This is a genomic window from Methylobacterium sp. A49B (assembly GCF_053346215.1).
Window position 1 is genome coordinate 24,030 of record NZ_JBKFBO010000100.1, and the last position, 24,940, is coordinate 48,969.

The 24,940-nt window shown below is 70.9% G+C and carries 22 protein-coding genes; 14 read left to right on the top strand and 8 right to left on the bottom strand.

All coding sequences use genetic code 11. The features are described 5' to 3' along the window. Nucleotides 1-16: 16 nt before the first annotated feature. The 8 genes from ACLBX9_RS16920 to ACLBX9_RS16955 form a co-directional block, all read right to left on the bottom strand. A complete protein-coding gene (locus ACLBX9_RS16920) occupies nucleotides 17-1,621 on the bottom strand; it encodes a cytochrome c (RefSeq protein ID WP_010686368.1) in 1,605 nt (534 codons plus the stop codon). A 34-nt stretch (nucleotides 1,622-1,655) separates the two neighbouring features. Next, nucleotides 1,656-1,988: a hypothetical protein gene (locus tag ACLBX9_RS16925; protein WP_010686367.1), complete on the bottom strand. Its 333-nt coding sequence runs from the start codon at nucleotides 1,986-1,988 to the stop codon at nucleotides 1,656-1,658. Next, entirely contained in the window at nucleotides 1,988-2,485 is a 498-nt protein-coding gene (locus ACLBX9_RS16930; RefSeq protein WP_010686366.1) for a TspO/MBR family protein, read from the bottom strand. Before ACLBX9_RS16930 ends, ACLBX9_RS16925 begins: the two co-directional genes overlap by 1 nt. Next, nucleotides 2,482-3,708 carry a geranylgeranyl diphosphate reductase gene (locus ACLBX9_RS16935; RefSeq protein WP_010686365.1) on the bottom strand — a complete coding sequence of 409 codons (1,227 nt, stop codon included), beginning with the start codon at nucleotides 3,706-3,708 and terminating at the stop codon, nucleotides 2,482-2,484. The genes ACLBX9_RS16930 and ACLBX9_RS16935 overlap by 4 nt, the downstream gene beginning before the upstream one ends. Nucleotides 3,709-3,712: 4 nt before the next feature. Beyond that, complete coding sequence (locus ACLBX9_RS16940; RefSeq protein WP_447719775.1) at nucleotides 3,713-5,044, bottom strand: BCD family MFS transporter; 1,332 nt, start codon at nucleotides 5,042-5,044, stop codon at nucleotides 3,713-3,715. Next, nucleotides 5,044-5,928, bottom strand: a complete 885-nt coding sequence (gene chlG / locus ACLBX9_RS16945) for a chlorophyll synthase ChlG (protein WP_010686363.1) — start codon at nucleotides 5,926-5,928, stop codon at nucleotides 5,044-5,046. Before chlG ends, ACLBX9_RS16940 begins: the two co-directional genes overlap by 1 nt. 491 nt (nucleotides 5,929-6,419) lie before the next feature. Next, nucleotides 6,420-7,865: a transcriptional regulator PpsR gene (ppsR, locus tag ACLBX9_RS16950; protein ID WP_010686362.1), complete on the bottom strand. Its 1,446-nt coding sequence runs from the start codon at nucleotides 7,863-7,865 to the stop codon at nucleotides 6,420-6,422. Between the two features lie 29 nt (nucleotides 7,866-7,894). Next, a complete protein-coding gene (locus ACLBX9_RS16955) occupies nucleotides 7,895-8,788 on the bottom strand; it encodes a cobalamin B12-binding domain-containing protein (RefSeq protein ID WP_447719776.1) in 894 nt (297 codons plus the stop codon). 316 nt (nucleotides 8,789-9,104) lie between these two features. Between ACLBX9_RS16955 and bchF the strand changes: the two genes are divergently transcribed. The 14 genes from bchF to hemA all read left to right on the top strand — a co-directional run bounded on the left by bchF (nucleotide 9,105) and on the right by hemA (nucleotide 24,817). Continuing rightward, entirely contained in the window at nucleotides 9,105-9,611 is a 507-nt protein-coding gene (bchF, locus tag ACLBX9_RS16960; RefSeq protein WP_447719777.1) for a 2-vinyl bacteriochlorophyllide hydratase, read from the top strand. Continuing rightward, a complete protein-coding gene (locus ACLBX9_RS16965) occupies nucleotides 9,608-10,882 on the top strand; it encodes a ferredoxin:protochlorophyllide reductase (ATP-dependent) subunit N (RefSeq protein WP_447719778.1) in 1,275 nt (424 codons plus the stop codon). Before bchF ends, ACLBX9_RS16965 begins: the two co-directional genes overlap by 4 nt. Nucleotides 10,883-10,886: 4 nt before the next feature. Then, nucleotides 10,887-12,479, top strand: coding sequence for a ferredoxin:protochlorophyllide reductase (ATP-dependent) subunit B (bchB, locus tag ACLBX9_RS16970; protein WP_447719779.1), 1,593 nt, complete (start codon nucleotides 10,887-10,889; stop codon nucleotides 12,477-12,479). Next, a complete protein-coding gene (locus ACLBX9_RS16975) occupies nucleotides 12,454-16,158 on the top strand; it encodes a magnesium chelatase subunit H (protein WP_447719780.1) in 3,705 nt (1,234 codons plus the stop codon). Before bchB ends, ACLBX9_RS16975 begins: the two co-directional genes overlap by 26 nt. Next, the gene (bchL, locus tag ACLBX9_RS16980) at nucleotides 16,155-17,048 is read left to right on the top strand and encodes a ferredoxin:protochlorophyllide reductase (ATP-dependent) iron-sulfur ATP-binding protein (protein ID WP_010686356.1); all 894 of its coding nucleotides are present in this window, start codon (nucleotides 16,155-16,157) and stop codon (nucleotides 17,046-17,048) included. The genes ACLBX9_RS16975 and bchL overlap by 4 nt, the downstream gene beginning before the upstream one ends. Next, nucleotides 17,048-17,941 carry a magnesium protoporphyrin IX methyltransferase gene (gene bchM, locus ACLBX9_RS16985; RefSeq protein ID WP_447719781.1) on the top strand — a complete coding sequence of 298 codons (894 nt, stop codon included), beginning with the start codon at nucleotides 17,048-17,050 and terminating at the stop codon, nucleotides 17,939-17,941. Before bchL ends, bchM begins: the two co-directional genes overlap by 1 nt. Continuing rightward, complete coding sequence (locus ACLBX9_RS16990) at nucleotides 17,938-19,368, top strand: BCD family MFS transporter (protein ID WP_447719782.1); 1,431 nt, start codon at nucleotides 17,938-17,940, stop codon at nucleotides 19,366-19,368. Before bchM ends, ACLBX9_RS16990 begins: the two co-directional genes overlap by 4 nt. Before the next feature lie 18 nt (nucleotides 19,369-19,386). Then, entirely contained in the window at nucleotides 19,387-20,166 is a 780-nt protein-coding gene (puhA, locus tag ACLBX9_RS16995) for a photosynthetic reaction center subunit H (protein WP_010686353.1), read from the top strand. Continuing rightward, a complete protein-coding gene (gene puhB, locus ACLBX9_RS17000; RefSeq protein WP_010686352.1) occupies nucleotides 20,163-20,813 on the top strand; it encodes a photosynthetic complex putative assembly protein PuhB in 651 nt (216 codons plus the stop codon). Before puhA ends, puhB begins: the two co-directional genes overlap by 4 nt. 11 nt (nucleotides 20,814-20,824) lie before the next feature. Further along, entirely contained in the window at nucleotides 20,825-21,310 is a 486-nt protein-coding gene (puhC, locus tag ACLBX9_RS17005) for a photosynthetic complex assembly protein PuhC (protein ID WP_010686351.1), read from the top strand. Continuing rightward, the gene (locus ACLBX9_RS17010; protein ID WP_447719783.1) at nucleotides 21,310-21,606 is read left to right on the top strand and encodes a hypothetical protein; all 297 of its coding nucleotides are present in this window, start codon (nucleotides 21,310-21,312) and stop codon (nucleotides 21,604-21,606) included. Before puhC ends, ACLBX9_RS17010 begins: the two co-directional genes overlap by 1 nt. Beyond that, nucleotides 21,603-22,691, top strand: coding sequence for a magnesium-protoporphyrin IX monomethyl ester (oxidative) cyclase (gene acsF, locus ACLBX9_RS17015; RefSeq protein WP_010686349.1), 1,089 nt, complete (start codon nucleotides 21,603-21,605; stop codon nucleotides 22,689-22,691). Before ACLBX9_RS17010 ends, acsF begins: the two co-directional genes overlap by 4 nt. A 1-nt stretch (nucleotide 22,692) precedes the next feature. Then, nucleotides 22,693-23,487 (top strand): putative photosynthetic complex assembly protein PuhE, encoded by a 795-nt coding sequence (gene puhE, locus ACLBX9_RS17020; protein WP_447719784.1) that lies wholly within the window; start codon nucleotides 22,693-22,695, stop codon nucleotides 23,485-23,487. A gap of 112 nt (nucleotides 23,488-23,599) precedes the next feature. Then, a complete protein-coding gene (gene hemA / locus ACLBX9_RS17025) occupies nucleotides 23,600-24,817 on the top strand; it encodes a 5-aminolevulinate synthase (RefSeq protein ID WP_010686347.1) in 1,218 nt (405 codons plus the stop codon). Nucleotides 24,818-24,940 lie beyond the last annotated feature (123 nt).

Consider the following 24,940-nt stretch of genomic DNA (forward strand, 5'->3'; position numbering starts at 1 on the left):
TGTTGGGAGAGAGACCTCAGTTCTTCCCGGCCGGCGGCGTCGTGGCGGTCGGCACGTTTGCCGCCTGCTTCTCCGGGTTCTTCACCTGGCTGTAGGCGACGTTGGCGAAGGTGCCGATCACCGCGGGCCAGCTCGGCTTGCCGTATTGCGGGTCGTCGCGACCCACCTTGCAGAAGGCCGTTGTCAGCGCGTTGACGACGTCGTCGTCGGTGGCGCCCGTCGAGGCTCCCTTGATCTGCGGCACCAGCCGGACCAGCGTCGGCACGAAGTCCTGCTGCTTCACGCCCCTGAGGGTGTCCTGCACCTTGAGCTGGTCGAACGCAGCCTTCAGCTTGTCCTGCTCGATCTCCGCGCAGGGGGCGGTGCCGGCCAGCATGGTCTTGGTGGCGGCGCGGGCATCCGAGGCCTTGTCGCCGGTCACCGGCGGAGCCTTGTTGCCCCACGAGTTGCGGATGTAGTCGGTGACGTTCTTCACCTCGACGTCGGTCATCTGCTGGCCGATCGCCACCATCGGAGCGAGGCCGCTCTGGGCCGCGAGGCCGCCGTAGATCACCCGCAGCACCGTCTCGGGCCCCTCGGACTGGACGGAGGTGTTGCCCGCGAGCGCCGGCACCGCGCCCTCGATTCCCTTGCCGTCGGGCTGGTGGCAGGAGGAGCAGTAGGTCAGGTAGGTCGAGGCGCCCGGCGCCCCGGGGGCGTCGAAGGCCGCGAGGTCCTTGGCCTTGTAGGTCTGCTTGGCGGGGATCGTGCGCAGGTAGGCGACCATCGCCTTGAGATCCTCCTCCTTCACCTTGGAGAGGGATTCCATGATGGTCTGGCGCATCGGGCCGGCCGCGACGCCGGGCCGGTCGCCTGGGGCGGTGCCGGTCTTGAGGTAGGTGACCACCTGCTCGTCGGTCCAGGCGCCGATGCCCTGATGGCCGTCCGGCGTGATGTTGGGAGCATACCAGCCGTCGATCACGCCGCCGCCGAAACGGCCGGCAAAGCTTGAATTACCGACGATCTTATTCTCGTTGTGACACATGGCGCAGTGGCCGAGCCCCTCCACGAGGTAGCCCCCGCGGTTCACCTCGGCGCTGGCGCCCGGATCCGGCTTGAAGCGCTCCTCAGTGAAGAACGCCGTCCGCCACGTGACCAGCGCGGTGCGGACGTTGAACGGGAACGGGATCTGGCTTTCCTTGCGCTTCTCGCTGACCGCCGGAATCGATTGCAGATAGGCCCAGATCGCCTTCGTGTCCTCGTCGCTGACCTTGGTGTACCAAGCGAACGGGAAGGCCGGGTACAGGTAGCCAACATGCTTGCTGTAACCCTGCCGGAACGACTTCTCGAAGTCGGCGTAGGCGTAATCGCCGAGCCCGGTCTCCTTATCGGGGGTCAGGTTGGGGGTCATGATCACGCCGAAGGGCATGTTGAGCGCGTAGTTCCCGGCGAGGTACTTGCCGCCCGGCGCCGTGTGGCAGGCCGCGCAGTCGCCCATGGTCACGAGATACTTGCCGCGCTCGATCTGGTCGGACGACCCGTCCTGCGCGAGGGCCGGCCCGGCCAGGAGCAAACCCGCAAGGAGCGGGCCGGAGGCCCAGCCGCGGGGGAGGGTGTTCGGGCGCTCGGTCGTGCGCGTCATGGCAACCTCCCGCGAGTCTTTAGAGTTCTTTCAATCAGGTGACGCGCGTGAACGCGGCCGTTCGCGGCGTTGTTCCGGTTTGCGCCCGGCTGCGGCGTTGTGCCGTGGCCGCCCGGAAGCGCAGCACGAGGTCGACCAGATGGGCGACGAGGCCGGCGAGCATCCACCCGGCGACCGCCGTCCAGCCGGCTCCTACCAGCGCCGCCCGCAGGGCCAGCATCAGCGCGGCGCCGGAGGCCAGATTCGCCAGCAGGGACGGCAGCGGCGGCCCGCCCCGGCGGCCGAGCCAAGCGAGGACAAGCGCCTCCCCGGCCACGAGCAGGAGGATGACGTCGACGATCCGCCCGGAGGCGAACAGCGCCTCCATCATGCCGGCTCCCCGAAGGGCGCGTTGAGGCGCACGATCCGCAGGTTGAGGCAGGCCGCCACGCTGACCCAGGCGAGATAGGGAAGGTTGAGGAGACCCGCCCCGGTGGAGACGCGGCCCGTGACCAGGACCAGCACGGCGATGGACAGCCACAGGGCCGCGATCTCGGCGAGGGCCCAGTCCGGCCGGCGGAACCGGAAGAACAGCATGCTCCAGGCGATGTTGAGGAGACCGTTCGCCGCGTAGGCGGCGAGCAGCACACCCCGCGCAGCCGGATCGGTATCGCCGGCCCAGGCGAGGACCGCCGCGGTGGCGGTGAGGGCGAAGATCACCGCCCAGACCGGCCCGAACGCCCAGTCCGGCGGCTTCCAGGCCGGGACCCGCAGGCGCCGGTACCACGGACCGGTGGTGGTCGCGAGGCCGCCGGCCGCGGCCACCAGCGCGGCGGCGACCGACGCAACCGCGGGCGGCCCCAGATCGGCGAGGCCGAGGCTCACGGCGAGACCCAGCGGAACAGGTGGGCGAGGTCCTTGAAGAAGATCCGCGCGTGGGCGGCGGGCTTCGCGCGGACCAGCTCCTTGTTCATGTAGCTGTCCCAGGTGAGCTGCTGGACATCCTTGTCCCGGCAGATCGAGACGAAGCGCTCGCGCAGCCCGTCGCTGCGGTACCAGACCCACTGCATCATCCCGAGGATCCAGAACACGCGCCCGTGCAGCTTCATGAACTGCCTGCGCGCGCCCGCGAGGGCGCGCGCGTCCCCGGTCCGCAGGAAAGCGGCGCCGGCCTCGGCCGACAGCCGCCCGCCGAGCATCGCGTAGTAGATCCCCTCGCCGGAGGCCGGCGCGACCACGCCGGCAGCGTCGCCCGCGAGCAGCACGTCCCGACCGTTGTCCCAACGCTTCAGCGGCTTCAGCGGCAGCGGGGCGCCCTCGCGGCGCACGGTCTCGGCTCCGTCTAGGCCGGTGGCGGCGCGGAGGGCCCGGATCGAGGAGCGCAGCGAGAAGCCCTTCCTGGCGCTGCCGGTGCCGATGCTGAGCGTGTCCCCGTGGGGGAAGATCCAGCTGTAGAAATCCGGCGAGTGGCGGCCCTGGTAGTAGACGTCGCAGCGGCTCGGCTCGACCGACTCGGCCCCCGGCGCTCCGGCCTGCGGCACCCGCAGGATCTCGTGATAGGCGAAGACCTGCCGCATCTTGTCATGGCCCGGTACCTCAGCGCGGCCCACCGGCGAGCAGGCCCCATCGGCACCGATGACGAGGCGCGCCCGCACGGCGTGGCGGGCGAGACTGCCCCCCGCGCCGGTGGTGAAATGGACGAGCGGCGGCCCGTCATCGGGCCGGGTGATCCGGTCGTAGGCGGCTTCGCGCAGGTCGGCGCCGGCCGCCTCGGCCCGGGCGCGCAGCCATGGGTCGAAATGCTCACGGTCGACCATGCCGACGAAGCCCTCGCCGACCGGCATGTCCACGGCCTTGCCGCTCGGCGCCACCATCCGGGCGGACCGGATCTTCGCCACCAGGAGTGCGTCGGGGATCGCGAAGTCGCGGATCAGCCGCGGTGGGATCGCGCCGCCGCACGGCTTGATCCGGCCGGGCTTGTCGAGGAGCAGCACCGCGTGGCCGGCCTGGGCGAGGTCGGTCGCCGCCGTGGCGCCCGCCGGCCCGCCGCCGACCACGACGACGTCATAGGTGTCGCGACCGGGGCCGCCGTCGTCCAACCGAGCCATGGCCTCACCTCACGCTGAAGGCAGGTTCGAGCGACACCGGGACCGGTGCCGGGGTGGAATCGAGCCGCGCCGCCAGGACCACCGCGACGAGGAACAGCACGCCCTCAGCGGCGAAGACCGCCGCGTAGGCGTGAACGGGTTCGGCGGTGACGAGCCGGACCGCATCCACCGCCACCGCCCCGAGGAAGCCGCCGGCCCCGAAGGCGACGCCCTGCGCGGCGCCCCACACGCCCATGCGGGTGCCGCGCTCCCGTGCGTCGCCGCGGCCGGCGAGCGCCATCATCGAGCCGATGGCGGCGACCGCGTAGGCGCCGTTGGCCACCCCCAGGGCGAAGACCGTCTCGCGCAGGGGGAAGTCCGATCCGGCGGCAGCGCCGCTCGCCAGGGCGAAGAGGGCAGCCGCCGAGCCGGCGCAGCCGATCCCGATCCAGAGCCGCAGGGAGGCCAGGGGGGTCCCGCGGGCCGCGAGGGTCACCGCGGCCACCAGCAGCATGCCGGCGAGCACGCCGCCGTGCTGGAGGCCGGCGAGCTTGGTGGTGGCGCCGGGACTCATCGCGAAGACGAGGCCGGCATAGGGCTCCAGGATCAGTTCCTGGGCGCTGTAAGCCAGCATCGAGACGAAGACGAAGACCGTGAAGGTCCGGGCCACGGGATCGGCCAGCACCTGGGTCAGCACGGTGAAGAACGGCCGGCGCGCCTCCGGGGCCTCCGGGGCGCGGGCCGGCAGGCGGCGCTCGACGCCCGTGACCGCGAGCGCCGCCACGCAGAAGGCGACGAGCGAGACCGTGCCGGAGACCGCCACGAGCCGCAGGCCCGAGAACGGGTCGAGGAAATGCCCGGCCAACGGCGCTGTGATCGCGAAGCCGACGATCATCATCACCCAGACGATGGTAGCGGCCGCGCCCCGCCGAGCCGGCGCCACGCCCCCCGACAGCAGGACGAGGAGGGAGGTGCCGGCCGCCCCGACACCCATGCCGACGCACAGGAAGGAGACGGCGGCGACCGCCAGACCCAGGGCGAGGTTCTCGGCCGCCAGCGCGGTGCCGCAGGCGGCCCCGAACCCGCCGAGGCAGAGGGCCGCCATGCCGCCGACGATCCAGGGGGTGCGCCGCCCGCTCCGATCGGAGCCGTAGCCCCAGCGCGGGCGCAGCACCTGCACGGCATAGTGCAGGGCGACCAGCAGGCCCGGCACGAAAGCGGGGAGCGCCAGTTCCACCACCATCACCCGGTTGAGGGTGGCGGTCATTAGCACGACGACGCTGCCGAGCGCGGTCTGGACGAGGCCGAGACGGATGATCTGGGGCCAGCCGAGGCCTGCGTTCAGGTCCGATGCCATCAAACCCCTCCCACCAGCGGCCGCAGGGCGAAGGCCGCGACCAGCATGCCGAGCACGTAGAGGGTGGTGCCGGTGCCGTTGTACCAAGCCGCCCGCTCCCGGGGGCTGTCGAGGAACCGCACCATCAGGGCGAACTGGCCCGCCAGCAGCGCCGCCACGAGGCCGGCATGCCAGTACCGCTCCCAGCCGACGAGGAGCGCGATCACCGCGACCTGCGGCAGCGCCATCACCAGGCAGGCGAAACGCGCCGCGCGTTCCGTGCCCATCTGTACCGGCAGCGACAGCAGGCCCATCCGCCGGTCGCCCTCGACGGACTTGAAATCGTTGAGGGTCATGATGCCGTGGGCGCCGGCCGCGTAGAGAAGCGCGACGACGAGCACCCGCCGGTCCGGCAGGGCCGCGGCCATCACGGCGGCGCCGGTGAACCAGGGCAGCCCCTCGTAGCAGAGCGCCACCGCGGCGTTGCCCCACCAGCCGTTCCGCTTCAGCCGCACCGGCGGGGCCGAGTAGATCCAGGCCAGGATCAGCCCGAACAGGGCGGCTCCGAGGATCCAGGGCCCGAGCGCCGCTGCGACCGTCAGCGACAGGCCCGTCCAGCCCAGGGCGAGATAGAGGCCCCAGCGACCGGGGATGCGTCCCGAGGGAATCGGCCGGTTCGGCTCGTTGATGGCGTCGACGTGTCGGTCGAACCAGTCGTTCGCGGCCTGGCTGGTGGCGCAGACCAGCGGCCCGGCCAGCAGCACCCCGGCGGCGATCACCGGCCACTGGCCGTGCGCAGGTTGCCCCGATGAGATCACGCCGCAGGCGAAAGCCCACATCGGCGCAAACCACGTGATCGGCTTCAGCAGCTCGATGACTGCGCTCGGGGCGGGCGTGGCGGCCATACCGGGAGGCTACCGGGGCCGGCAGAAGTGTCAAGACAGATTTACACGACGTGGCGGATAGCGCGCAGGCTTTGTCGGATGAATACAGCGGCGAGATAAAAATACATTATCCCGCTGGCGTGCCCGCCGCGCATGCAGGGACCGGCAGCGCGACGGTTCTTCGCGGTTGGCGCGCCGCGCGACCGGCATCGTCGGCGACGGCAGGCCGACCCCGGCCTCCCCTTCGTATCGACGCACCGTCGCCGGTCCACCCAGTCATCCCGGCGCCGCGGAGCAGAGCCCGAGATCCGGATCCGCCGATCGGCCAGAACCTGACACCGGCCGCCGCTCCGGATTCGAGGCGCGCCTCGGACCGACGGGTCGTTTCATCGACGGCGATACCGCAGTGGGCACAGCTGAATGTGATGCGCGCGACGCGCTGCCCGCGGGCCATGCTGCTCACGGACCCATGGCCGTAAACCAGGTCCCCGCCGTCGCCCGACCCGGCTGGATCAGACCTCCTCGGCCTGTCCGTCCAGATCGCCGACGCCGTAGCGACGCATCTTCGCGTAGAGGCCCTGCCGGCTCAGGCCCAGCATCTCCGCCGCCGAAGCGCGGTTGTCCCGGGTGATCCGCAGAGCCGCCTCGATGCAGAGCTTCTCGATCAGATCGGTGGTCTCGCGGACCAGGGTCTTCATCGAGACCCGGCCGACCAGCTCCGCCATCTGTTCCACCGAGCGCGGCACCTCTCGCCCGAGGCCGAAGCGCCCGTCCGGGATCCGCCGCGGGGCGGGGCGGACGGCGAAGCCGAGGCACGGGCGGGACCCCGCCACCGAGACGGCGGCGACCTCGACATCCTCAATCCCGCCGAAGGTCCCGCGGATGACGGTGGCGAAGCGGCGCACGGCGCCGTGATCGACGAGCGTCGCGAACAGGGCCTGCGCCTCGGTCTCGTCGCGGCCGAGCCATTGGTCGAGGCTGCGTCCTCGCGCCTGCCCCTCGGTGGCGAGTTGGGCAAGTTCCAGGAAGGCGGCGTTGGCGGTCAGCACCCGCCGGGCCGGATCGGTGAGGACGAAGCCCTCGGGCATCGCCTCGATCACCGCGCGGGTCGGCGCCTCCTGGTCCGCGCCCCCCTCCGCCACCGCCGGATCGGTCACGAGTCGCATCAACGCGCTGGCGCCGCCCTCGCCACGGAACAGCGATGCCGAGACCGTTACCTCGCCGCGCCCGTGGGGCAGGACCGCGCGAACTTCTCCGGCCTGGCCGGTCGCCCGCAGCGCGGCGAACTGCGCCTCCAGGGCGCGGGCGCTGGCAGGGTCGAACAGGTCCACCGCGTCCTGGCCGGCAATGCGCTTGGCGGGACGCCCGAGCAGGCGCGCCGCAGCCGGGTTGGCCTCAGAGACCCGGCGCGTCCCGGCATCCACCACGAGGACCGGCTCGCCGGCGATCTGGAACAGCAGCCGGTAGCGGGTCTCGGCGGCGCGCAGGCGGTCATAGTCCCGTTCGAGCGCCTGCTGGGTTTCCATGAGCCGGCGCTGTAGCGCCGCCACGGCCCGCATGTCGCGACCGAGCACCAGGATCGGGCCGCCCTCGGCCGGGCGTATCGAGGCGTAGCGAATCGGCAGGTCGATGCCGCTGGGCGAAGGATGGTTGATCTGGCGCCAGCGCGTGATGCCCTCGGGCCCGGCGTCGCGCAGCAAGGCATCAACCTTCGGCCGGCTCTCCACCGTCACGGTGTCAACCCAGCGCCGGCCCAGCCAGCCGGGAATGTTCTCGGCCTCGAGATCGGTACCGATCGTCGCGTCCCGGATCACCCCGTCGGCGTCGATCACCAGCGACAGGTCGGCGGAGGCCGCAACGATCCGCCCGACCGCCTCTCCGTCGAGGTGGCCGGCCACCTGCTGCAGGGCCGCGGGCGGCTGCTGCGGGGAGGGGCGAGGCTGGGGCGTCACGGTCACCGCAATGTGATCTTTGAGGTATCACCCTTTCAGCAGGCCAATGCCTGTCTGTCCAGCAAAGCTTCCGCCGCGGCAGGTGCCAGGCACGCGTCCGACGCGCAGGCATCCGCCCCGACGATCCCCGCCTCGCCGCCGTGGCGGGCGAAATACGGGCCGCCGACAAGCACGCGGATGTCCGGATTGCGGGAGGCTCGCCGCACATCCGTAACCGTTTCTGAGAGGGCCGGCAGCAGCACGTCGCAGGAGAGCGACAGGCCGACCACGTCGAACCAGTCGGCTCCGAGGAGATCCAGCGGGTCGAGGCCGGGACCGGGCACCGCCGTGGTCACGTCCCAGCCGGCTTCCCGGAAGAAGCTCGCCACGATCGACAGGCCAAACCTGTGGGTCTCGCCGGGGCAGGGAAGGAGCAGGACGCTGCGCCCGTTGGCAGGCACCGATTCGCTTTCCAACTCCGTGCAGAGCCGGCGGCTCACCGCCTGGAGACGCCCGAGCGCCTCCGTGACGGCGAGGAAGTCGCAGGCATCCTCCTCCCAGAGCGCGCCGAGGTGCCGCGCCGCCGGGGCGAGCAGGTCGAGGAGGAGGCGGGCGAGGGGCAGGCCGCCGTCGCGAAGGGCCTCGACCTGGGCGTCGAGATCCACAGGTCCGGGGGCGAGGAGCAGGGCGCTGAACGCGGCGATCTCCTGCGGGCTCGGGCCGCGCTCGCGATGCCCGCGCCGGCCAGTTGCGGGACGATGGGCCAGCATAAGACGGGGCAGGATCTCGGCCTCGACCACCCGCGCCAGGGCGTCCGGAAGCGCCCGCTGCGGCTCGGACCAGACCAGCGCCGCGTCTCTGAAAACGGGGGCGGCCTCGCCCGCGGGCCCGCAGCCTGCCGACGGCGGACCGTATTCCAGGCGCTCGCCGAAATGCCTCCAGTCTCCCATCGGCATCCCTCCCTGCACTGGCCCCGGCCCGGAAAGAGCCGGCGGCTGCGCTTGCGAATCGGGTGCGGCGTTGCTCGCCTGTCTATTCTTTGTCTTCGTCGGCCCCTGGATTCAAACAGCCAAGTCGCCACAATGTCCGACAACGCCGGTGACGATACGCTTCCTGACGAACTTGGCAATGATCTTAGAGAAAGAAAAAATATCGGTGCTCCTGTCAGCGCGCAAAAGCGTCAAGCGCACTTGACACTTCTGGGACCCCGGACCTAGCCTCTGTCAACGACGGTGCCACTGGCGCCGAGCGAAGGGGGGCGGAAGGATGGGTCCCGAGGACCGGCCGGCACGACCGCTCTACACGCCCGCCGAGCGGCAGCGGCGCGACGCGTCACCCTGGACGTTCGTGCAGGGTGTGCTGGCCCCCGTGCAGTTCGCGATCTTCCTGGTGAGCGTCGTTCTGGTGCTGCGCGCCCTCGTCTCCGGACAGGGGCAGGGGGTCGCCGAATTCTCGGTGGTCGTGAAGACCCTGGCGCTCTACGCGATCATGGTCACCGGCTCGATCTGGGAGAAGGCGGTGTTCGGCCGGTGGCTGTTCGCCCCGGCCTTCTTCTGGGAGGACGTGGTCAGCATGCTGGTGCTGGCCCTGCATACGGCCTACCTCGCCGCCCTCGCCGCGGGCGCCCTGGATGGCCAGGCCCTGCTCCTCCTCGCGCTGGCCGCCTACGCGACCTACGTCATCAATGCCGGGCAGTTCCTGCTGAAGCTGCGCGCCGCCCGCCTCGAAGGCGCCGGCAGCCCCGCGCCGCGCCTGATGGAGGCGCTGCCGTGAACGCTCCCCTGATCCACCAGACCGGCTGCGGCGGCATCGACCTGCACCAGGAGCACGGGCAGCGGGCCGTGTTCTGCGGGCTCACCGGCATCGTCTGGCTGCACCGGAAGATACAGGACGCGTTCTTTCTCGTGGTCGGTTCGCGCACCTGCGCGCACCTGATCCAGTCCGCCGCCGGCGTCATGATCTTCGCTGAGCCACGCTTCGCGACCGCCATCATCGACGAGCGCGACCTCGCCGGCCTCGCCGACGCGAACGAGGAACTCGACCGGGTGGTGACCCGGCTGATCGAGCGCCGACCGGACATCAAGCTCCTGTTCCTCGTGGGCTCATGCCCATCGGAGGTGATCAAGCTCGACCTGTCCCGAGCGGCGCAGCGCCTGTCGGGCCGGCTCGCTCCCGTGCGGGTGCTGAACTATTCGGGCTCCGGCATCGAGACGACCTTCACGCAAGGGGAGGATGCCTGCCTCGCGGCCCTCGTGCCGGATCTGCCCCGCGAGACCGAGACGGCCGCGCCGTCGCTCCTGGTCGTCGGCGCTCTGGCCGACGTGGTGGAGGATCAGTTCTCCCGGATGTTCGCCGCGATGGGCATCGGGGATGTCCGGTTCCTGCCCGCCCGCCGGGCCGGCGCGATGCCGGCCGTGGGGCGCGGGACCCGCTATCTGCTCGCCCAGCCGTTCCTGACCGACACGGCCCGCGCCCTCGACGAGCGCGGTGCCCGGCGGCTCGCCGCGCCGTTCCCGCTCGGGGCCGAGGGCACCACCGGCTGGCTGCGGGCGGCGGCCGAGGCGTTCGGCGTCTCCGAAGAGGCATTCGACCGGGCCACGGCTCCGGGTCGCGCCCGCGCCGAGACCGCCCTCGCGCCGCACCGGGACAGACTCGGCGGCAAGCGCATCTTCTTCTTCCCCGATTCGCAGCTCGAGGTGCCGCTCGCCCGGTTCCTCGCCCGGGAGCTCGGCGCGGAGCTCGTGGAAGTCGGGACGCCGTACCTGCACCGCGCCCATCTCGCCGCCGAGATCGAGCTTCTGCCCGCGGGCACGCGGGTGACGGAGGGCCAGAGCCTCGACGACCAGATGGACCGCTGCCGCACGACCCGGCCGGACCTGACGGTCTGCGGGCTCGGCCTCGCCAACCCGCTCGAGGCGGAGGGGTTGTCGACCAAGTGGTCGATCGAGCTGCTGTTCACGCCCGTGCAGGGCTACGATCAGGCCGGCGACCTCGCCGAGCTGTTCGTGCGCCCGCTCCGGCGCCGTGCCTTGCTGGAGGTGTAGCGCCATGCAGCTCACCCTCTGGACCTACGAGGGACCTCCCCACATCGGCGCGATGCGCGTCGCGACGGCGATGTCCGGGCTGCACTACGTGCTGCACGCGCCCCAAGGCGACACCTACGCCGACCTGCTGTTCACCATGATCGAGCGGCGGGACGCGCGCCCGCCCGTGACCTACACGACCTTCCGGGCGCAGGATCTCGGCCGCGACACCGCGCAGATCTTCAAGGAGGCGGTCTCGGCCGCGTACGCGCGCTTCCAGCCGCAGGCGATGATCGTCGGCGCCTCCTGCACCGCCGAGCTGATCCAGGATGATCCCGGCGGGCTCGCCAAAGCCCTCGACCTGCCGATCCCCGTGATTCCGCTGGAGCTGCCCGCTTACCAGAAGAAGGAGAACTGGGGCGCGTCGGAGACCTTCTACCGCCTCGTCCGGGCGCTCGCCGGAGCCCCCGGATCGCGCTCCGCCCGTGAGCCTGGACAGCAACCGCTCTGCAATATTCTGGGTCCAACGGCGCTGGGATTCCGCCATCGGGACGACCTGATCGAGATCCGCCGGCTGCTCGATTCGCTGGGCATCGCGGTAAATGTCGTCGCGCCGCTGGGTGCCACGCCCGGCGATCTCGGCCGGCTCCGGGAGGCCGACTTCAACGTCGTGCTCTATCCCGAGACCGCCCGCTCGGCCGCGGAGTACCTGAAGAAGAGTTTCGGGCAGCCGTTTACGCAAACCGTTCCGATCGGCGTCGGCGGCACGCGCCGCTTCGTTGAGGAGGTGGCGGCGCTTGCCGGGATCGACCCGTCGCCGGTCCTCGACGGGCCCGGCTCGCGGCTGCCCTGGTACTCCCGCTCGGTCGACTCGACCTATCTCACAGCCAAGCGTGTCTTCGTGTTCGGAGACGCCAGCCACGCGATCGGCATCGCCCGGGTCGCCGCCAAGGAGCTGGGCTTCACCGTCGTCGGGCTCGGGACCTACGGCCGCGAATTCGCCCGCGAGGTTCGCGCCGAGGCGGCCGAGCACGGCCTCGAGGCGCTGATCACCGACGACTACCTCGATGTCGAGGCGGCGATCCGCGCGGCCGCGCCGGAACTGGTCCTCGGCACCCAGATGGAGCGCCACGTCGCCAAGCGGCTCGGCATTCCCTGCGCGGTGATCTCCGCGCCGGTCCACGTCCAGGATTTCCCGGCGCGCTACGCGCCGCAGATGGGTTTCGAGGGCGCCAACGTCCTGTTCGACACCCTGGTCCATCCGCTGATGATGGGCCTCGAAGAGCACCTCCTCGGCATGTTCCGGGAGGATCCCGAATTCCACGACGGCGTCGGCCCCTCGCATCTCGGCGGCAAGTCCTTCGGGACTCCGGCGGACGGGGCGCTTGAGGCCGCGGAACGGGCGCCGGCTGACACCCCTCCGACGCCGGCGCCCGTTCCGATTCTTTTGGATCGGGAGGCCGCTTGGTCGCCCGAAGCCGAGAAGGAACTGAAGAAGATCCCGTTCTTCGTGCGGGGCAAGGCGCGCACCAACACCGAGACCTTCGCCCGGGAGCGGCACCTGCCGCTCATCACCGTCGAGACCCTCTACGATGCCAAAGCGCATTACGGCCGCTAGGCCGCCGATCCGCGTCGTCATCGTCACGCTCGACAATCACTTGGCGAGCGCGGTGGAACGGGCGCGCCTGCGTCTCCGGACCGAGATGCCCGGGCTGATCCTGGGCTTCCACGCCGCCGCCGAGTGGGACAACGATCCCGCGACCCTGGAGGCCTGCCGGGCCGACATCGCGCAGGCCGACATCGTGCTCTCGGCCATGCTGTTCATGGACGAGCATGTCCGGGCGATCCTGCCGGCGCTCGCCGCGAGACGGGACGGCTGCGACGCGATGGTCGGCTGCCTCTCGGCCGGCGAGGTGGTGAAGGCCACGAAGCTCGGCCGCTTCGACATGAGCGGCACCAAGCGCAGCGCCCTCGACTTCCTGAAGAAGCTGCGCGGCAAGCCCGGCCAGCAGGGCAATGCCGGCCGGCAGATGGCGCTCGTGCGCAAGCTGCCGAAGATCCTGCGCTTCATCCCGGGCTCGGCTCAGGACGTGCGCGCCTATTTCCTGACCCTGCAATACTGGCTCGCGGGCTCGGACGAGAACGTCGCCGCCCTGGTCCGCTTCCTCGTGCACCGCTACGCGGCCGGCGAGCGGGCCGCCTGGCGCGAGGGCCCGGCCGCCCCGCCCCCCCTCGACTACCCCGAGACAGGCCTCTACCACCCGCGCCTGCCCGGCCGGATCGGCGCCGACCCGTCGCGGCTGCCGCGGCTCCCCGGCGCGAGGGGCCGCGTCGGCCTGCTGGTGATGCGCAGCTACGTGCTCGCCGGCAACACCGCCCATTACGACGGCGTCATCGCGGCCTTGGAGGCGCAGGGCCTCGACGTGGTGCCGGCCTTCGCCAGCGGCCTCGACAACCGCCCTGCGGTGGACGCCTTCTTCATGAAGGACGGGCGCGCCGCGATCGAAGCGATGGTCTCGCTCACCGGCTTCTCGCTGGTTGGCGGGCCCGCCTACAACGACGCCGCCGCCGCCGAGGCGATGCTGGCCCGGCTCGACGTGCCCTATCTCGCCGCCCAGGCGCTGGAATTCCAGACGCTCGAGCAGTGGGAGGCGGGCGACCGCGGCCTGTCGCCGGTCGAGGCGACCATGATGGTCGCGATCCCCGAACTCGACGGCGCCACCGCCCCGATGGTGTTCGGCGGCCGCTCCGCGAATTCCGGCGCCGACAACGCCCGGGACATGCGGGTTCACCCCGAGCGCGCCGCCCGGCTCGCCGAGCGGGTGGCGCGGCTGGTGTCGCTCCGCCGGACCGCGAAGGCCGAGCGGAAGCTCGCCGTGGTGCTGTTCAACTTCCCGCCGAATGCCGGCGCCACCGGCACGGCGGCGTTCCTGTCGGTCTACGCCTCGCTCCTCAACACTTTGAAGGGGCTGGCGGCGGACGGCTACATGGTCGAAGTGCCGGCGAGCGTCGACGCCCTGCGCGCGGCGATCCTCGACGGCAATGCCAAGCGCTACGGCACCCAGGCCAACGTCCACGCCCGCATCCCGGCCGAGGATCATCTGCGGCGCGAGCCCCACCTCGCCGAGATCGAGGCCCAGTGGGGCCCGGCGCCCGGCCGCCACCAGACCAACGGCGCCGAACTCTTCGTGCTGGGCGCACGATTCGGAAATATCTTCGTCGGGATCCAGCCGGCCTTCGGCTACGAGGGCGACCCGATGCGGCTGCTGTTCGAGCGCGGCTTCGCGCCGACCCACGCGTTCTCGGCCTTCTACCGCTACCTGCGCGAGGATTTTGCCGCCGACGCCGTGCTGCATTTCGGCACACACGGGGCGCTGGAATTCATGCCCGGCAAGCAGACCGGCCTGTCCGAGGCCTGCTGGCCGGAGCGGCTGATCGGGGCGCTGCCCAACGTCTATCTCTACGCCGCCAACAACCCGTCCGAGGGGACGCTCGCCAAGCGCCGCTCGGCCGCGACGCTGGTCAGCTACCTGACCCCGAGCCTCGCGGCGGCCGGCCTCTACCGCGGTCTCATCGACCTCAAGAGCTCGATCGAGCGCTGGCGCGGACTCGGCCCCGAGGCGGGGGCTGAGCGCGAGACGCTGGCCCGGCTGATCCAGGATCAGGGCGCGGCGGTCGATCTCGTGAGCGCGGAGCCAGCCTGGAGCGGCGATCTGGAAGCGCGGGTTTCCGGCCTCTGGACCGCCCTTCAGGAGCTTGAACAGACCCTGATCCCGCACGGTCTGCACGTGGTCGGGCAAGGGACGCCGGAAGAGGAGCGGGTCGACCTGCTCCTGGCGCTCGCCGAATCGGCGCACGGCGTGCGCCCCGAGCGAGCCGGGATCGAGGCCTTGGTCGCCGGGCAGGGGACCGAGGCGGCACTGAAGGCCTCCGGCCTACCCGCCGACGAGGCGACCCGCGAAGTTCTCAAAAACCTCGCCGAGACCGACCGGCTGCTCGCCCGGGATCACGAAGTTCCGGCCCTGCTGCGGGCGCTCGACGGCCGCTTCGTGCCGCCGGTGGCGGGCGGCGACCTGCTGCGCAACCCGGCCGTCCTGCCGACCGGCCGCAACCTGCACGGTTTCGATCCCTACCGCCTGCCCTCGGCCTTCGCGGTGGCCGACGGCGCCCGGCAAGTCGCCCGCATCCTCGAGCGCTTCGCGGCGGACGGGAAGCCCTGCCCGGAGAGCGTCGCCCTCGTCCTGTGGGGCACCGACAACCTCAAGAGCGAGGGCGGGCCGATCGCCCAAGCGCTGGCGCTGATCGGCGCCGCACCCCGTTTCGACGGCTACGGACGGCTCAGCGGCGCCGAGCTGATCCCGCTGGAGACCCTCGGCCGCCCCCGCATCGACGCGGTGGTGACGCTGTCCGGCATCTTCCGGGATCTGCTGCCGCTGCAGACGAAGCTCCTGGCCGAGGCCTCGTACCTCGCGGCGACCGCCGACGAGCCGCTCGAGCAGAATTACGTCCGCAAGCACGCTCTGGCGATCCAGGCCGAGCAGGGCTGCGACCTGGAGACGGCGGCGCTGCGGGTCTTCTCCAACGCCGAGGGCGCCTACGGGGCCAACGTCAACCACCTCGTCGACTCAGGGAACTGGGACGACGACGCGGAACTCTGCGAGACCTTCTCGCGCCGCAAGAGCTTCGCCTACGGCCGAACCGGCCGCCCGGCGCCGCAGCGCGCCCTGATGCAGGCGGTGCTGGCCTCCGTCGACATGGCCTACCAGAACCTCGACTCGGTCGAGGTCGGCGTCACCTCCGTCGACCACTACTTCGACGGGCTCGGCGGCATGGGCCGGGCGGTCGCCCGGGCCAAGGGCGAGTCGGTGCCGATCTACATCAGCGACCAGACCCGCGGGGAGGGGCGCGTCCGCTCCCTGGAGGAGCAGGTGGCGCTGGAGACGCGCACCCGGATGCTCAACCCGAAATGGTACGAGGGCCTGCTCGGCCACGGCTACGAGGGCGTCCGCCAGATCGAGACTCACCTGACCAACACGGTCGGCTGGTCGGCCACTGCCAACGCGGTCCAGCCCTGGATCTACGAGCGGATCACCGAGACCTACGTCCTCGACAAGGACATGCGCGAGCGCATGGCCGCGTTGAACCCCACCGCCTCCGCCAAGGTCGCCCAAAGGCTGATCGAGGCGCACCGCCGCGGCTTCTGGACTCCTGACGCAGAGATGCGCGACGCCCTCGACCGGGCCGAGGAGGAGCTGGAGGACCGCCTGGAAGGCGTCACCGCAGGAGTGGCCGCATGAACATCGCGATCCGCAATCCCGTCGTCGCCCGGAAGGAGGAGGGGAGCGTCCAGGTCGCCCTCGATCCGGACATCCGCATCGAGACCGCCAAGGTCTTCGCGGTCTACGGCAAGGGCGGGATCGGCAAGTCGACCACCTCGTCGAACCTGTCGGTGGCCTTCTCGAAGCTCGGCAAGCGGGTCCTGCAGATCGGCTGCGACCCGAAGCACGACTCGACCTTCACGCTGACCAAGCGCCTCGCCCCCACGGTGATCGACGCCCTGGAGGCGGTGAACTTCCACTCGGAGGAGCTGCGCGTCGAGGATTTCGTGGTCGAGGGCTACAACGGCGTCATGTGCGTCGAGGCCGGCGGCCCGCCCGCCGGGACCGGCTGCGGCGGCTACGTGGTCGGCCAGACCGTGAAGCTTCTCAAGGAGCACCACCTCCTCGAAGACACCGACGTCGTCGTCTTCGACGTGCTGGGCGACGTGGTCTGCGGCGGCTTCGCCTCGCCGCTCCAGCATGCCGACCGGGCGCTGATCGTCACCGCCAACGACTTCGACTCGATCTTCGCCATGAACCGGATCGTCGCGGCGATCCACGCCAAGTCCAAGAATTACGGCGTGCGGCTGGGCGGCGTCATCGCCAACCGCTCGGCCAAGACCGACGAGATCGACCGGTTCAACGACGCGGTCGGGCTGAAGCGCCTCGCCCACTTCCCCGATCTCGACGTGGTCCGCCGCTCGCGGCTCAAGAAATCGACCCTGTTCGAGATGGATTCCTCACCCGAGCTCGATGCCGTGACCGCCGAGTACATGCGGCTCGCCGAGACCCTCTGGGCCGGCGCCGAGCCCTGCGAGGCACAGCCCATGAAGGACCGCGACCTGTTCGAGTTTCTGGGATTCGACTGATGGCCAGCGCCAGCTACGACGCTCGCCGAGGCGAGCTGACCACCTATTTCGACCGCACCGCGGTCGAGGCGTGGTCGCGCCTGACCTCGGACGCCCCGGTGAGCCGGATCCGCGCCACCGTGCGGGCCGGGCGCGACGCCATGCGGGCGACGCTGCTGTCCTGGCTGCCAGCCGACATGACCGGCCTGCGCCTGCTCGATGCCGGGTGCGGCACCGGCGCGCTGAGCGTCGAGGCGGCGCGGCGCGGGGCCGAGGTGGTGGCGATCGACGTCTCGCCGACGCTGATCGGGCTGGCGCAGGAGCGGCTTCCGGCGATCGCCGGAGCCGGACGGATCGACTTCCGGGTCGGCGACATGCTCGATCCGGCGCTCGGCCGCTTCGACCACGTCGTGGCGATGGATTCGCTGATCCACTACCGCGCCGGCGACATCGCCCGGGCGCTGGCCGTGCTGGGCGCGCGCACGGACGGGTCGGTGCTGTTCACGGTGGCGCCCCGCACCGCGCTGCTGACGCTGATGCACGCAGCCGGACAGTTCTTTCCGCGCAGCGACCGCTCGCCTTCCATCGTGCCGGTGACCGAGCGCGGGCTGCGGCGGCGATTCTCTTCGGAACAGGCCCTCGACGGCTTCGCCTGGGCGCAGAGCCATCGGATCAACAGCGGGTTCTATCTCTCGAACGCCATCGCGCTGACGCGCACCCTCCCTCCCCCCTCTGCGGGGGAGGGTACCCTGCGCAGCAGGGGGGGAGAGGGGCAGCGCGACGGTTCAGGTTTTCACGCCCGTCGCGACCTCTCCGGCACCGCCGCTCCCCTCTCCCGACCCCTGCTGACGCAGGGGCCACCCTCCCCCGCAGAGGGGGGAGGGGATGCAGCGGCGCCCGGGGTGCAAGCATGAGCACCGCGTCCCAAAAACTCACCGCCGCCCTCATGCGCCTCGGCCCGGCGATCCTGCCCTTCGCGGATGCCGCCACCGTCGAGCTGCCTCTGGGCCGCCTCCTGCGCCTCGCCCTGTTCCAGGTCACGGTCGGCATGGCCGCGGTGCTGCTGATCGGGACCCTCAACCGGGTGATGATCGTCGAACTGGGCGTCCCGGCCTGGATCGTCGCGGTGATGCTGGCCCTGCCACTCATCTTCGCACCGCTGCGGGCGATCGTCGGCTTCCGATCGGACACGCACCGCTCGGTGCTGGGCTGGCGGCGGGTGCCCTACATCTGGTTCGGCACGCTGCTCCAGTTCGGCGGGCTGGCGATCATGCCGTTCGCCCTCCTGATCCTGTCGGGCGACACGACCGGGCCGCTCTGGGTCGGCGACCTCGCGGCGGCGCTCGCCTTCCTGCTGGTCGGCGCAGGGCTCCACACCACCCAGACCGTGGGGCTGGCGCTCGCCACCGACCTAGCCCCCGCCCATGCGCGCCCGAAGGTGGTGGCACTGCTCTGCGCGGCGCTCCTGTTCGGCATGATGGCGAGCGCCGTGCTGTTCGGCCTGTTCCTGGCCCATTTCTCGCCGGTGCGGCTGATCCAGGTGATCCAGGGCGCGGCTTTGGTCACCATCATCCTCAACGGGATCGCCCTGTGGAAGCAGGAGCCGCGCGATCCCAACCGGACCCGCGCGGCGCCGCAGCGCGACTTCCGCGCCTCCTGGAAGGCTTACGCCGGCGAGGGCACCGCCCGGCGACGCCTTATGGCGATCGGCCTCGGCACCGCTGGCTTCTCGATGCAGGACATCCTGCTCGAACCCTATGGCGGCCAGATCCTGCATCTGTCGGTCGCCGCCACCACGGCCCTGACCGCGCTGCTCGCGGCCGGCGGCGGCCTGGGCCTCCTGATCGCGGCCCGCTGGCTCAACCGCGGCGGCGATCCGTTCCGGGTGTCGGCGGTCGGGGCCGGGATCGGCATCCTGGCCTTCTCGGCGGTGGTGTTCGCCGCGCCGCTGGCCTCGGCTGACCTGTTCGCCGCGGGCGTGAGCCTGATCGGCCTCGGCGGCGGCCTGTTCGCCCACGGCACGCTCACCGCCTCGATGAACCGCGCCGGTCCGGAGGATACGGGTCTCGCGCTGGGCGCCTGGGGCGCCGTGCAGGCGACGGCCGCCGGATTGTCGATCGCCGCGAGCGGCCTCGTGCGCGACGTGGGCGGCGCCATTGCCCAGTCGGGGGTCCTCGGCGAGGGCATGAACGAACCGGCGATCGGCTACCTGATCGTCTACCACATCGAGATCGCCCTGCTGTTCGCCGCGCTCCTGGCCCTCGGGCCGCTGGTGCGGGAGGACGCGCGCGCGGAGACGCAACACCGGCTCGGCGGCGATCTTGCCGGCCGGGCAGCCTGAGACACGGGGAGGACAGCCATGCCAACCGGCGCACTTACGGGTTATGTCGACGTCGCCCAGGTCGTGCTCTACGCGTTCTTCTTCTTCTTCGCCGGGCTGGTGTTCTGGCTGCGCCGCGAGGACCGACGGGAGGGTTATCCCCTCGAGAACGAGGCCGTCGGGCGCCGCAAGGCGGTCGATCCCTTCCTGATCCCGCGGTCGAAGGCCTTCCACCTGCCCGGCGGGGAGACGACCTACGCGCCGCAGGCGGTCCATGGCCGCGACGACATCGAGACCGGCATCCCGGCCCGCAAGGTCGAGCCCTGGCCGGGCGCGCCCTACGAGCGGACGGATGCGTCGCTTCAGGCCGGCGTCGGCCCCGGCTCCTGGGTGCTGCGGCACGATGTCCATGACCGGACCTGGGACGAGGAGATCCGTATCGTGCCCCTCCGGGTGGCGAAGAACTTCGTCATCCACGAGGACGGACCGAACCCGATCGGCATGACGGTGTTCGGCACCGACAACGCCGTGGCGGGCGTCGTCAGCGACGTCTGGGTCGACCGCGGCGAGTCGCTGATCCGCTACTACGAGGTGGAGCTTTCCACCGGCGGCCGCCGCCTGATGCCGGCCACCTTCTGCCGGGCGGGCGGCTTCACCAAGACGGTGAAGTCCGAGGCGTTGCTCGCCAGCCAGTTCGCCGACATCCCGGCCACCCGCGACCCCGACAGCGTGACCTTCCTGGAGGAGGAGCGGATCATGTCCTACTTCGGCGCCGGCACGCTCTACGCCACGCCGGCCCGCGCGGAGCCCCTGATATGAGCGGCGACTTCCTCCCCGAGGGCACCCTGCGGGGGCTGCCCGGCCCGCTGCCGGCGGGCGAGCGCATCCTGTGGCAGGGAGCGCCGACCACATCGGGCCTGCTCGTGCGGGTGTTCCACGCACGCTTGGTGATCGCGTGGTTCGCGATCTGCGCCCTGGCCTTCGGATTGGCCGCTGGCGGGCCAGGGGCAGCGCTCAAGGTTGTCGGACCGACGCTGATGGTCGGCGCGGTCGGGCTCGCACTGCTGTGGCTGTTGGCGTGGCTCACCCACCGCACCACGATCTACACGATCACCAATCGTCGAATCGTGCTGCAGGCCGGTATTGCCCTGCCGGTGACCCACAACCTGCCCTTCGCGCAGATCGAGACCGCGTCCCTGCGCGCCTTCACCGACGGGAGCGGCGACGTACCGCTGCAGTTGCGGCCGGGCCTGCGCATCGCCTACCTTCAGCTCTGGCCGCATGCCCGGCCCTGGCGTCTCGCACGGACTGAGCCCATGCTCCGGTCCGTGCCGGAGGCCGACGCGGCGGCGGCGCTGCTGGCGCGCGCGCTCGCGGCCCATGCCGACGGTGCGGCGCCGCCGGTCCGGGTCGCCCGGCTGGGCCCGGCAAACGAGAATCCCGGCCGCCTCGTCGCGGCCGAATAAGGGAGGGGGCGATGGGCGATCGGGCGGACACAACCGGCCGAACGACGGGACCGGCGCCGGCGCTGCTGATGATCGGCGTCGGGGCGATGATGGGCTTCACCATGCTGGCGGTCCTGGTCGGCCGGAGCGAGAAGATCGGCCTCGTCGCCCTGCCGCCCGCGAAGCCCGTGGCCCGGCTGGAATTCCGCGCCGAGGATCAGGTCGACGGCTCGATCGCCCTGCGTGACGTCGCCGACCGGCACATCGTCGCCTGGGTCCGGCCTGGCGAGGACGGCTTTCTGAGGGGGACCCTGCGGGGCCTCGCCCAGGCCCGCCAGCGCGAAGGCCTCGGGCCGGAGAAGCCCTTCAGCCTGACCCGCTATGATGACGGCCGCCTCGCGCTGGCCGACGAGGCCACCGGCCGCCGGGTGCCGCTGGAGGCCTTCGGGCCGACCAATGCGGGCGCCTTCGCCCGCCTGATGCCCGCCCCGGGCGTGCCCGCCACGGAGACCCGGTGATGGGTCTCTTCGGCAGCCGCACCGTCACCGTGCCCTGCACGGTTGAAATCGAGCAGACACCCGAGAGCCTGCACGCGCACGTCACCCTGGATGCCGGCTTCGAGATCGAGCCCGGCGACGAGGTCCAGGTTCACGACGCGCCGACTTCGGTGCCCTACGGCGAGCGCCTCAGCGTGCGCCGCACTGCCACCGTCACCCGGGCCGGCCCGCTGGAGCGGGCCTGGACCAAGCTCATCGCCCATCTTGAGCTGACCGAACTCTACGAGGTCAGCTTTTCCGAGAGGAGGAAGCTGTGAACGCACCCGTCCCGCCACCCTCCGGCCAGCCCATCCCGAAGACTCCGGTCAACGAATCGACACGGGCAGCCCAGGAGACGACCTTCCTCAGCCCGCGCTTCTACACGACCGACTTCGACGAGCTCGACCGCACGAATGTCGAGCCGGTGCGGCGTGACTGGGATATCCTGATCGCCGAGCTGCGCGCCGATCCGAACAAGCGCCACTTCACCCGCAACGAGGAGTTCGACTGCGACCTGTCGCGGATGGAGCCCGAGCTGCGGAAGGAGTTTTTGGACTTCCTGGTCTCGTCCATCACGGCGGAATTTTCCGGCTGCGTGCTCTACGCGGAGATGAGGAAGCGGGCCAAGAACAAGGACATCAAGGAACTGTTCGGCTTCATGAGCCGGGACGAAGCGCGCCACGCCGGCTTCATCAACGACACGCTGAAGGATTTCGGCATCGGCGTGGACCTGGGCTTTCTCACCAAGTCCAAGAAATACACGTTCTTCCGGCCGAAATTCATCTTCTACGCCACCTATCTGTCCGAAAAGATCGGCTACGCCCGCTACATCACAATCTTCCGCGAGCTGGAGCGGCACCCGGAGCGGCGCATCCACCCGATCTTCAAGTGGTTCGAACTGTGGTGCAACGACGAGTTCCGCCACGGCGAGGCCTTCGCGCTCCTGATGCGGGCGAACCCGAAGCTGACGAGCGGCGTGAACCGCTACTGGATCCGGTTCTTCCTGCTGGCGGTCTTCGCCACGATGTACGTGCGCGACCATCACCGCCCGGCCTTCCACGCCGCCCTCGGGGTCGACCCCAGCGACTACGACTTCAAGGTCTTCCGGATCACCTCGGAGATCTCCCGCCAGACCTTCCCGCTGGAGCTCGATATCGACAACCCGAAGTTCAAGGCGGGGCTCGACCGGCTGCTCGCCTGCTCGCGGGCGATCGCCGACGCGAAGGCGAAGGGTGGGCTCATCGGCAAGGTCCTGCAGGGCGTCCATGCCGCCCGGGCGGCCGTGACCTTCGCGCGGCTCTACCTCCTGCCCGTCAAGGCCAACGCCCTGCCGGCCGACATCCGCCTCCAGCCGGTCTGGTAGCATGGGGACCTACGCCGCCCCGGTGCTCTACGCGGTGCTGCTCTGGTGGTTCTCCACCGGGCTGATCCTGCTGCTCGACCACGCCCCGCGGCGGACGCATCCGTGGAGCATGGCCGGGGCGACGCTGCTGCTCGCCGTCGCCCTGGTGGCGATCCGCTCCAGCGCCGCCGACACGAGCGCGACGGGGGCCTACACGGCCTTCACGGCGGCGCTGATCGTCTGGGGCTGGCAGGAGATGAGCTACTACATGGGCTTCCTGTCGGGGCCCCGGCCGGTCGCCTGCGCGCCGGGGGTGCGGGGGGTCGACCGGTTTTTCGCGGCGCTCGCCACCAGCCTGTGGCACGAATTCGCCATCGTGGTCGGCGGCTTGGCCATCCTGGCGCTCGTCTGGGGCAGCCCCAACCGCTTCGCCCTGTGGACCTACGGCACCCTGGTGGTGATGAACCTCTCGGCCCGGCTCAACCTGTTCCTGGGGGTGCGCAATCTCCACGCCGAGTTCCTGCCGGACCATCTCGGCTATCTGGCCTGCTACCTGTCGCGCAAGCCGATGAACCTGTTGTTCCCGGTTTCGGTGAGCCTCGGGACCATCGCGGCGGCGCTGCTCGGGCGCGCGGCGCTCGGCGCCGACCTGCTGGAGCACGAGCTGATCGGCTTCACGGTGTTGGCGACGCTCACGGCGCTCGCCACCCTGGAGCACTGGTTCCTGATGCTTCCGCTGCCCTCGGCGGAGCTGTGGCGCTGGAGCCTGCCGGCGCGGGCGCCCGGGGAGGCGGCCAGAAAGCCGGATCGGGTGTAGGGCGAGGGATCACAGCCGGGCGACGCACGTCCACCAGTTTGGAACTGGTCTTGTGCGAAGTCCGGTGTCACAGGCGGGATCAACCCGCAGCGGGAATTCGGGGAGAGGCGACATGGACTACGAAAAGTTCTTCGGGGCTGAGATCGCCGGACTTCACCGGGAGGGCCGCTACCGGGTCTTCACCGACCTCGAGCGCCACGCGGGCAAATTCCCGCACGCCACGCACCACCATGCGGGCGGGACGCGGCCCGTGACGGTCTGGTGCTCCAACGACTATCTCGGCATGGGCCAGCACCCCACGGTCACCGGGGCGATGCACGAGGCGATCGACCGCTGCGGCGCCGGCGCCGGCGGCACCCGCAACATCTCGGGCACCAACCACTACCACGTGCTGCTGGAGCAGGAGCTCGCCGACCTCCACGGCAAGGAAGCGGCGCTGCTATTCACCTCCGGCTACGTGTCGAACTGGGCGGCACTGGGGACTCTGGCGTCGCGCCTGCCGAACTGCGCGGTCTTCTCCGATTCCGAGAACCACGCCTCGATGATCGAGGGCATCCGGTTCTCCCGCGCCGAGCGCCACATCTTCCGCCACAACGATCCCGAGGATCTGAACCGGAAGCTCGGCCTGATCGATCCGTCGCGGCCGAAGCTGGTGGCCTTCGAGTCGGTCTACTCGATGGACGGCGACATCGCGCCGATCGCCGAGATCTGCGACGTGGCCGAGGCCCACGGGGCGCTCACCTACCTCGACGAGGTTCACGCGGTCGGCCTCTACGGCGCCCGCGGCGGCGGCATCTCGGAGCGGGACGGCGTCGCCCACCGGCTCGACGTGATCGAGGGCACGCTCGGCAAGGCCTTCGCCGTGCACGGCGGCTACATCACGGCGTCCGAAAAGCTTTGCGACTTCGTGCGCAGCTTCGCCTCGGGCTTCATCTTCACCACCTCGCTGCCCCCCGCGGTGGCGGCCGGCGCGGCGGCGTCGATCCGCCACCTGAAGGCGAGCGGCGCCGAGCGTGCCCGGCATCAGGAGCGCGTCGCGAAGGTCCGCGAGGCCCTGGAGGCCGCCGACATCCCGACCATGCCGAACGACAGCCACATCGTGCCGGTGATGGTCTGCGACCCGGTGCTGTGCAAGGCGATCTCCGACACCCTGCTCGACGAGTTCGGCATCTACGTGCAGCCGATCAACTACCCGACGGTCGCCCGCGGCACCGAGCGCCTGCGGATCACCCCGTCACCGCTGCACACGGATGCCGACATCGCCCACTTGGTCGAGGCACTCTCGACGATCTGGGGACGGATCGGGCTGCGGCAGAAGGCGGCGGAGTAAGCGCACGCGGGAGTTCCCTTCTTCCACCCGCGCCCTCATCCTGAGGTGCCTGCGTCAGCGGGCCTCGAAGGAGGCCTCCAGCCATCGCACGTCTTCTGGAGGACTCCTTCGGGGCCTCCGCTG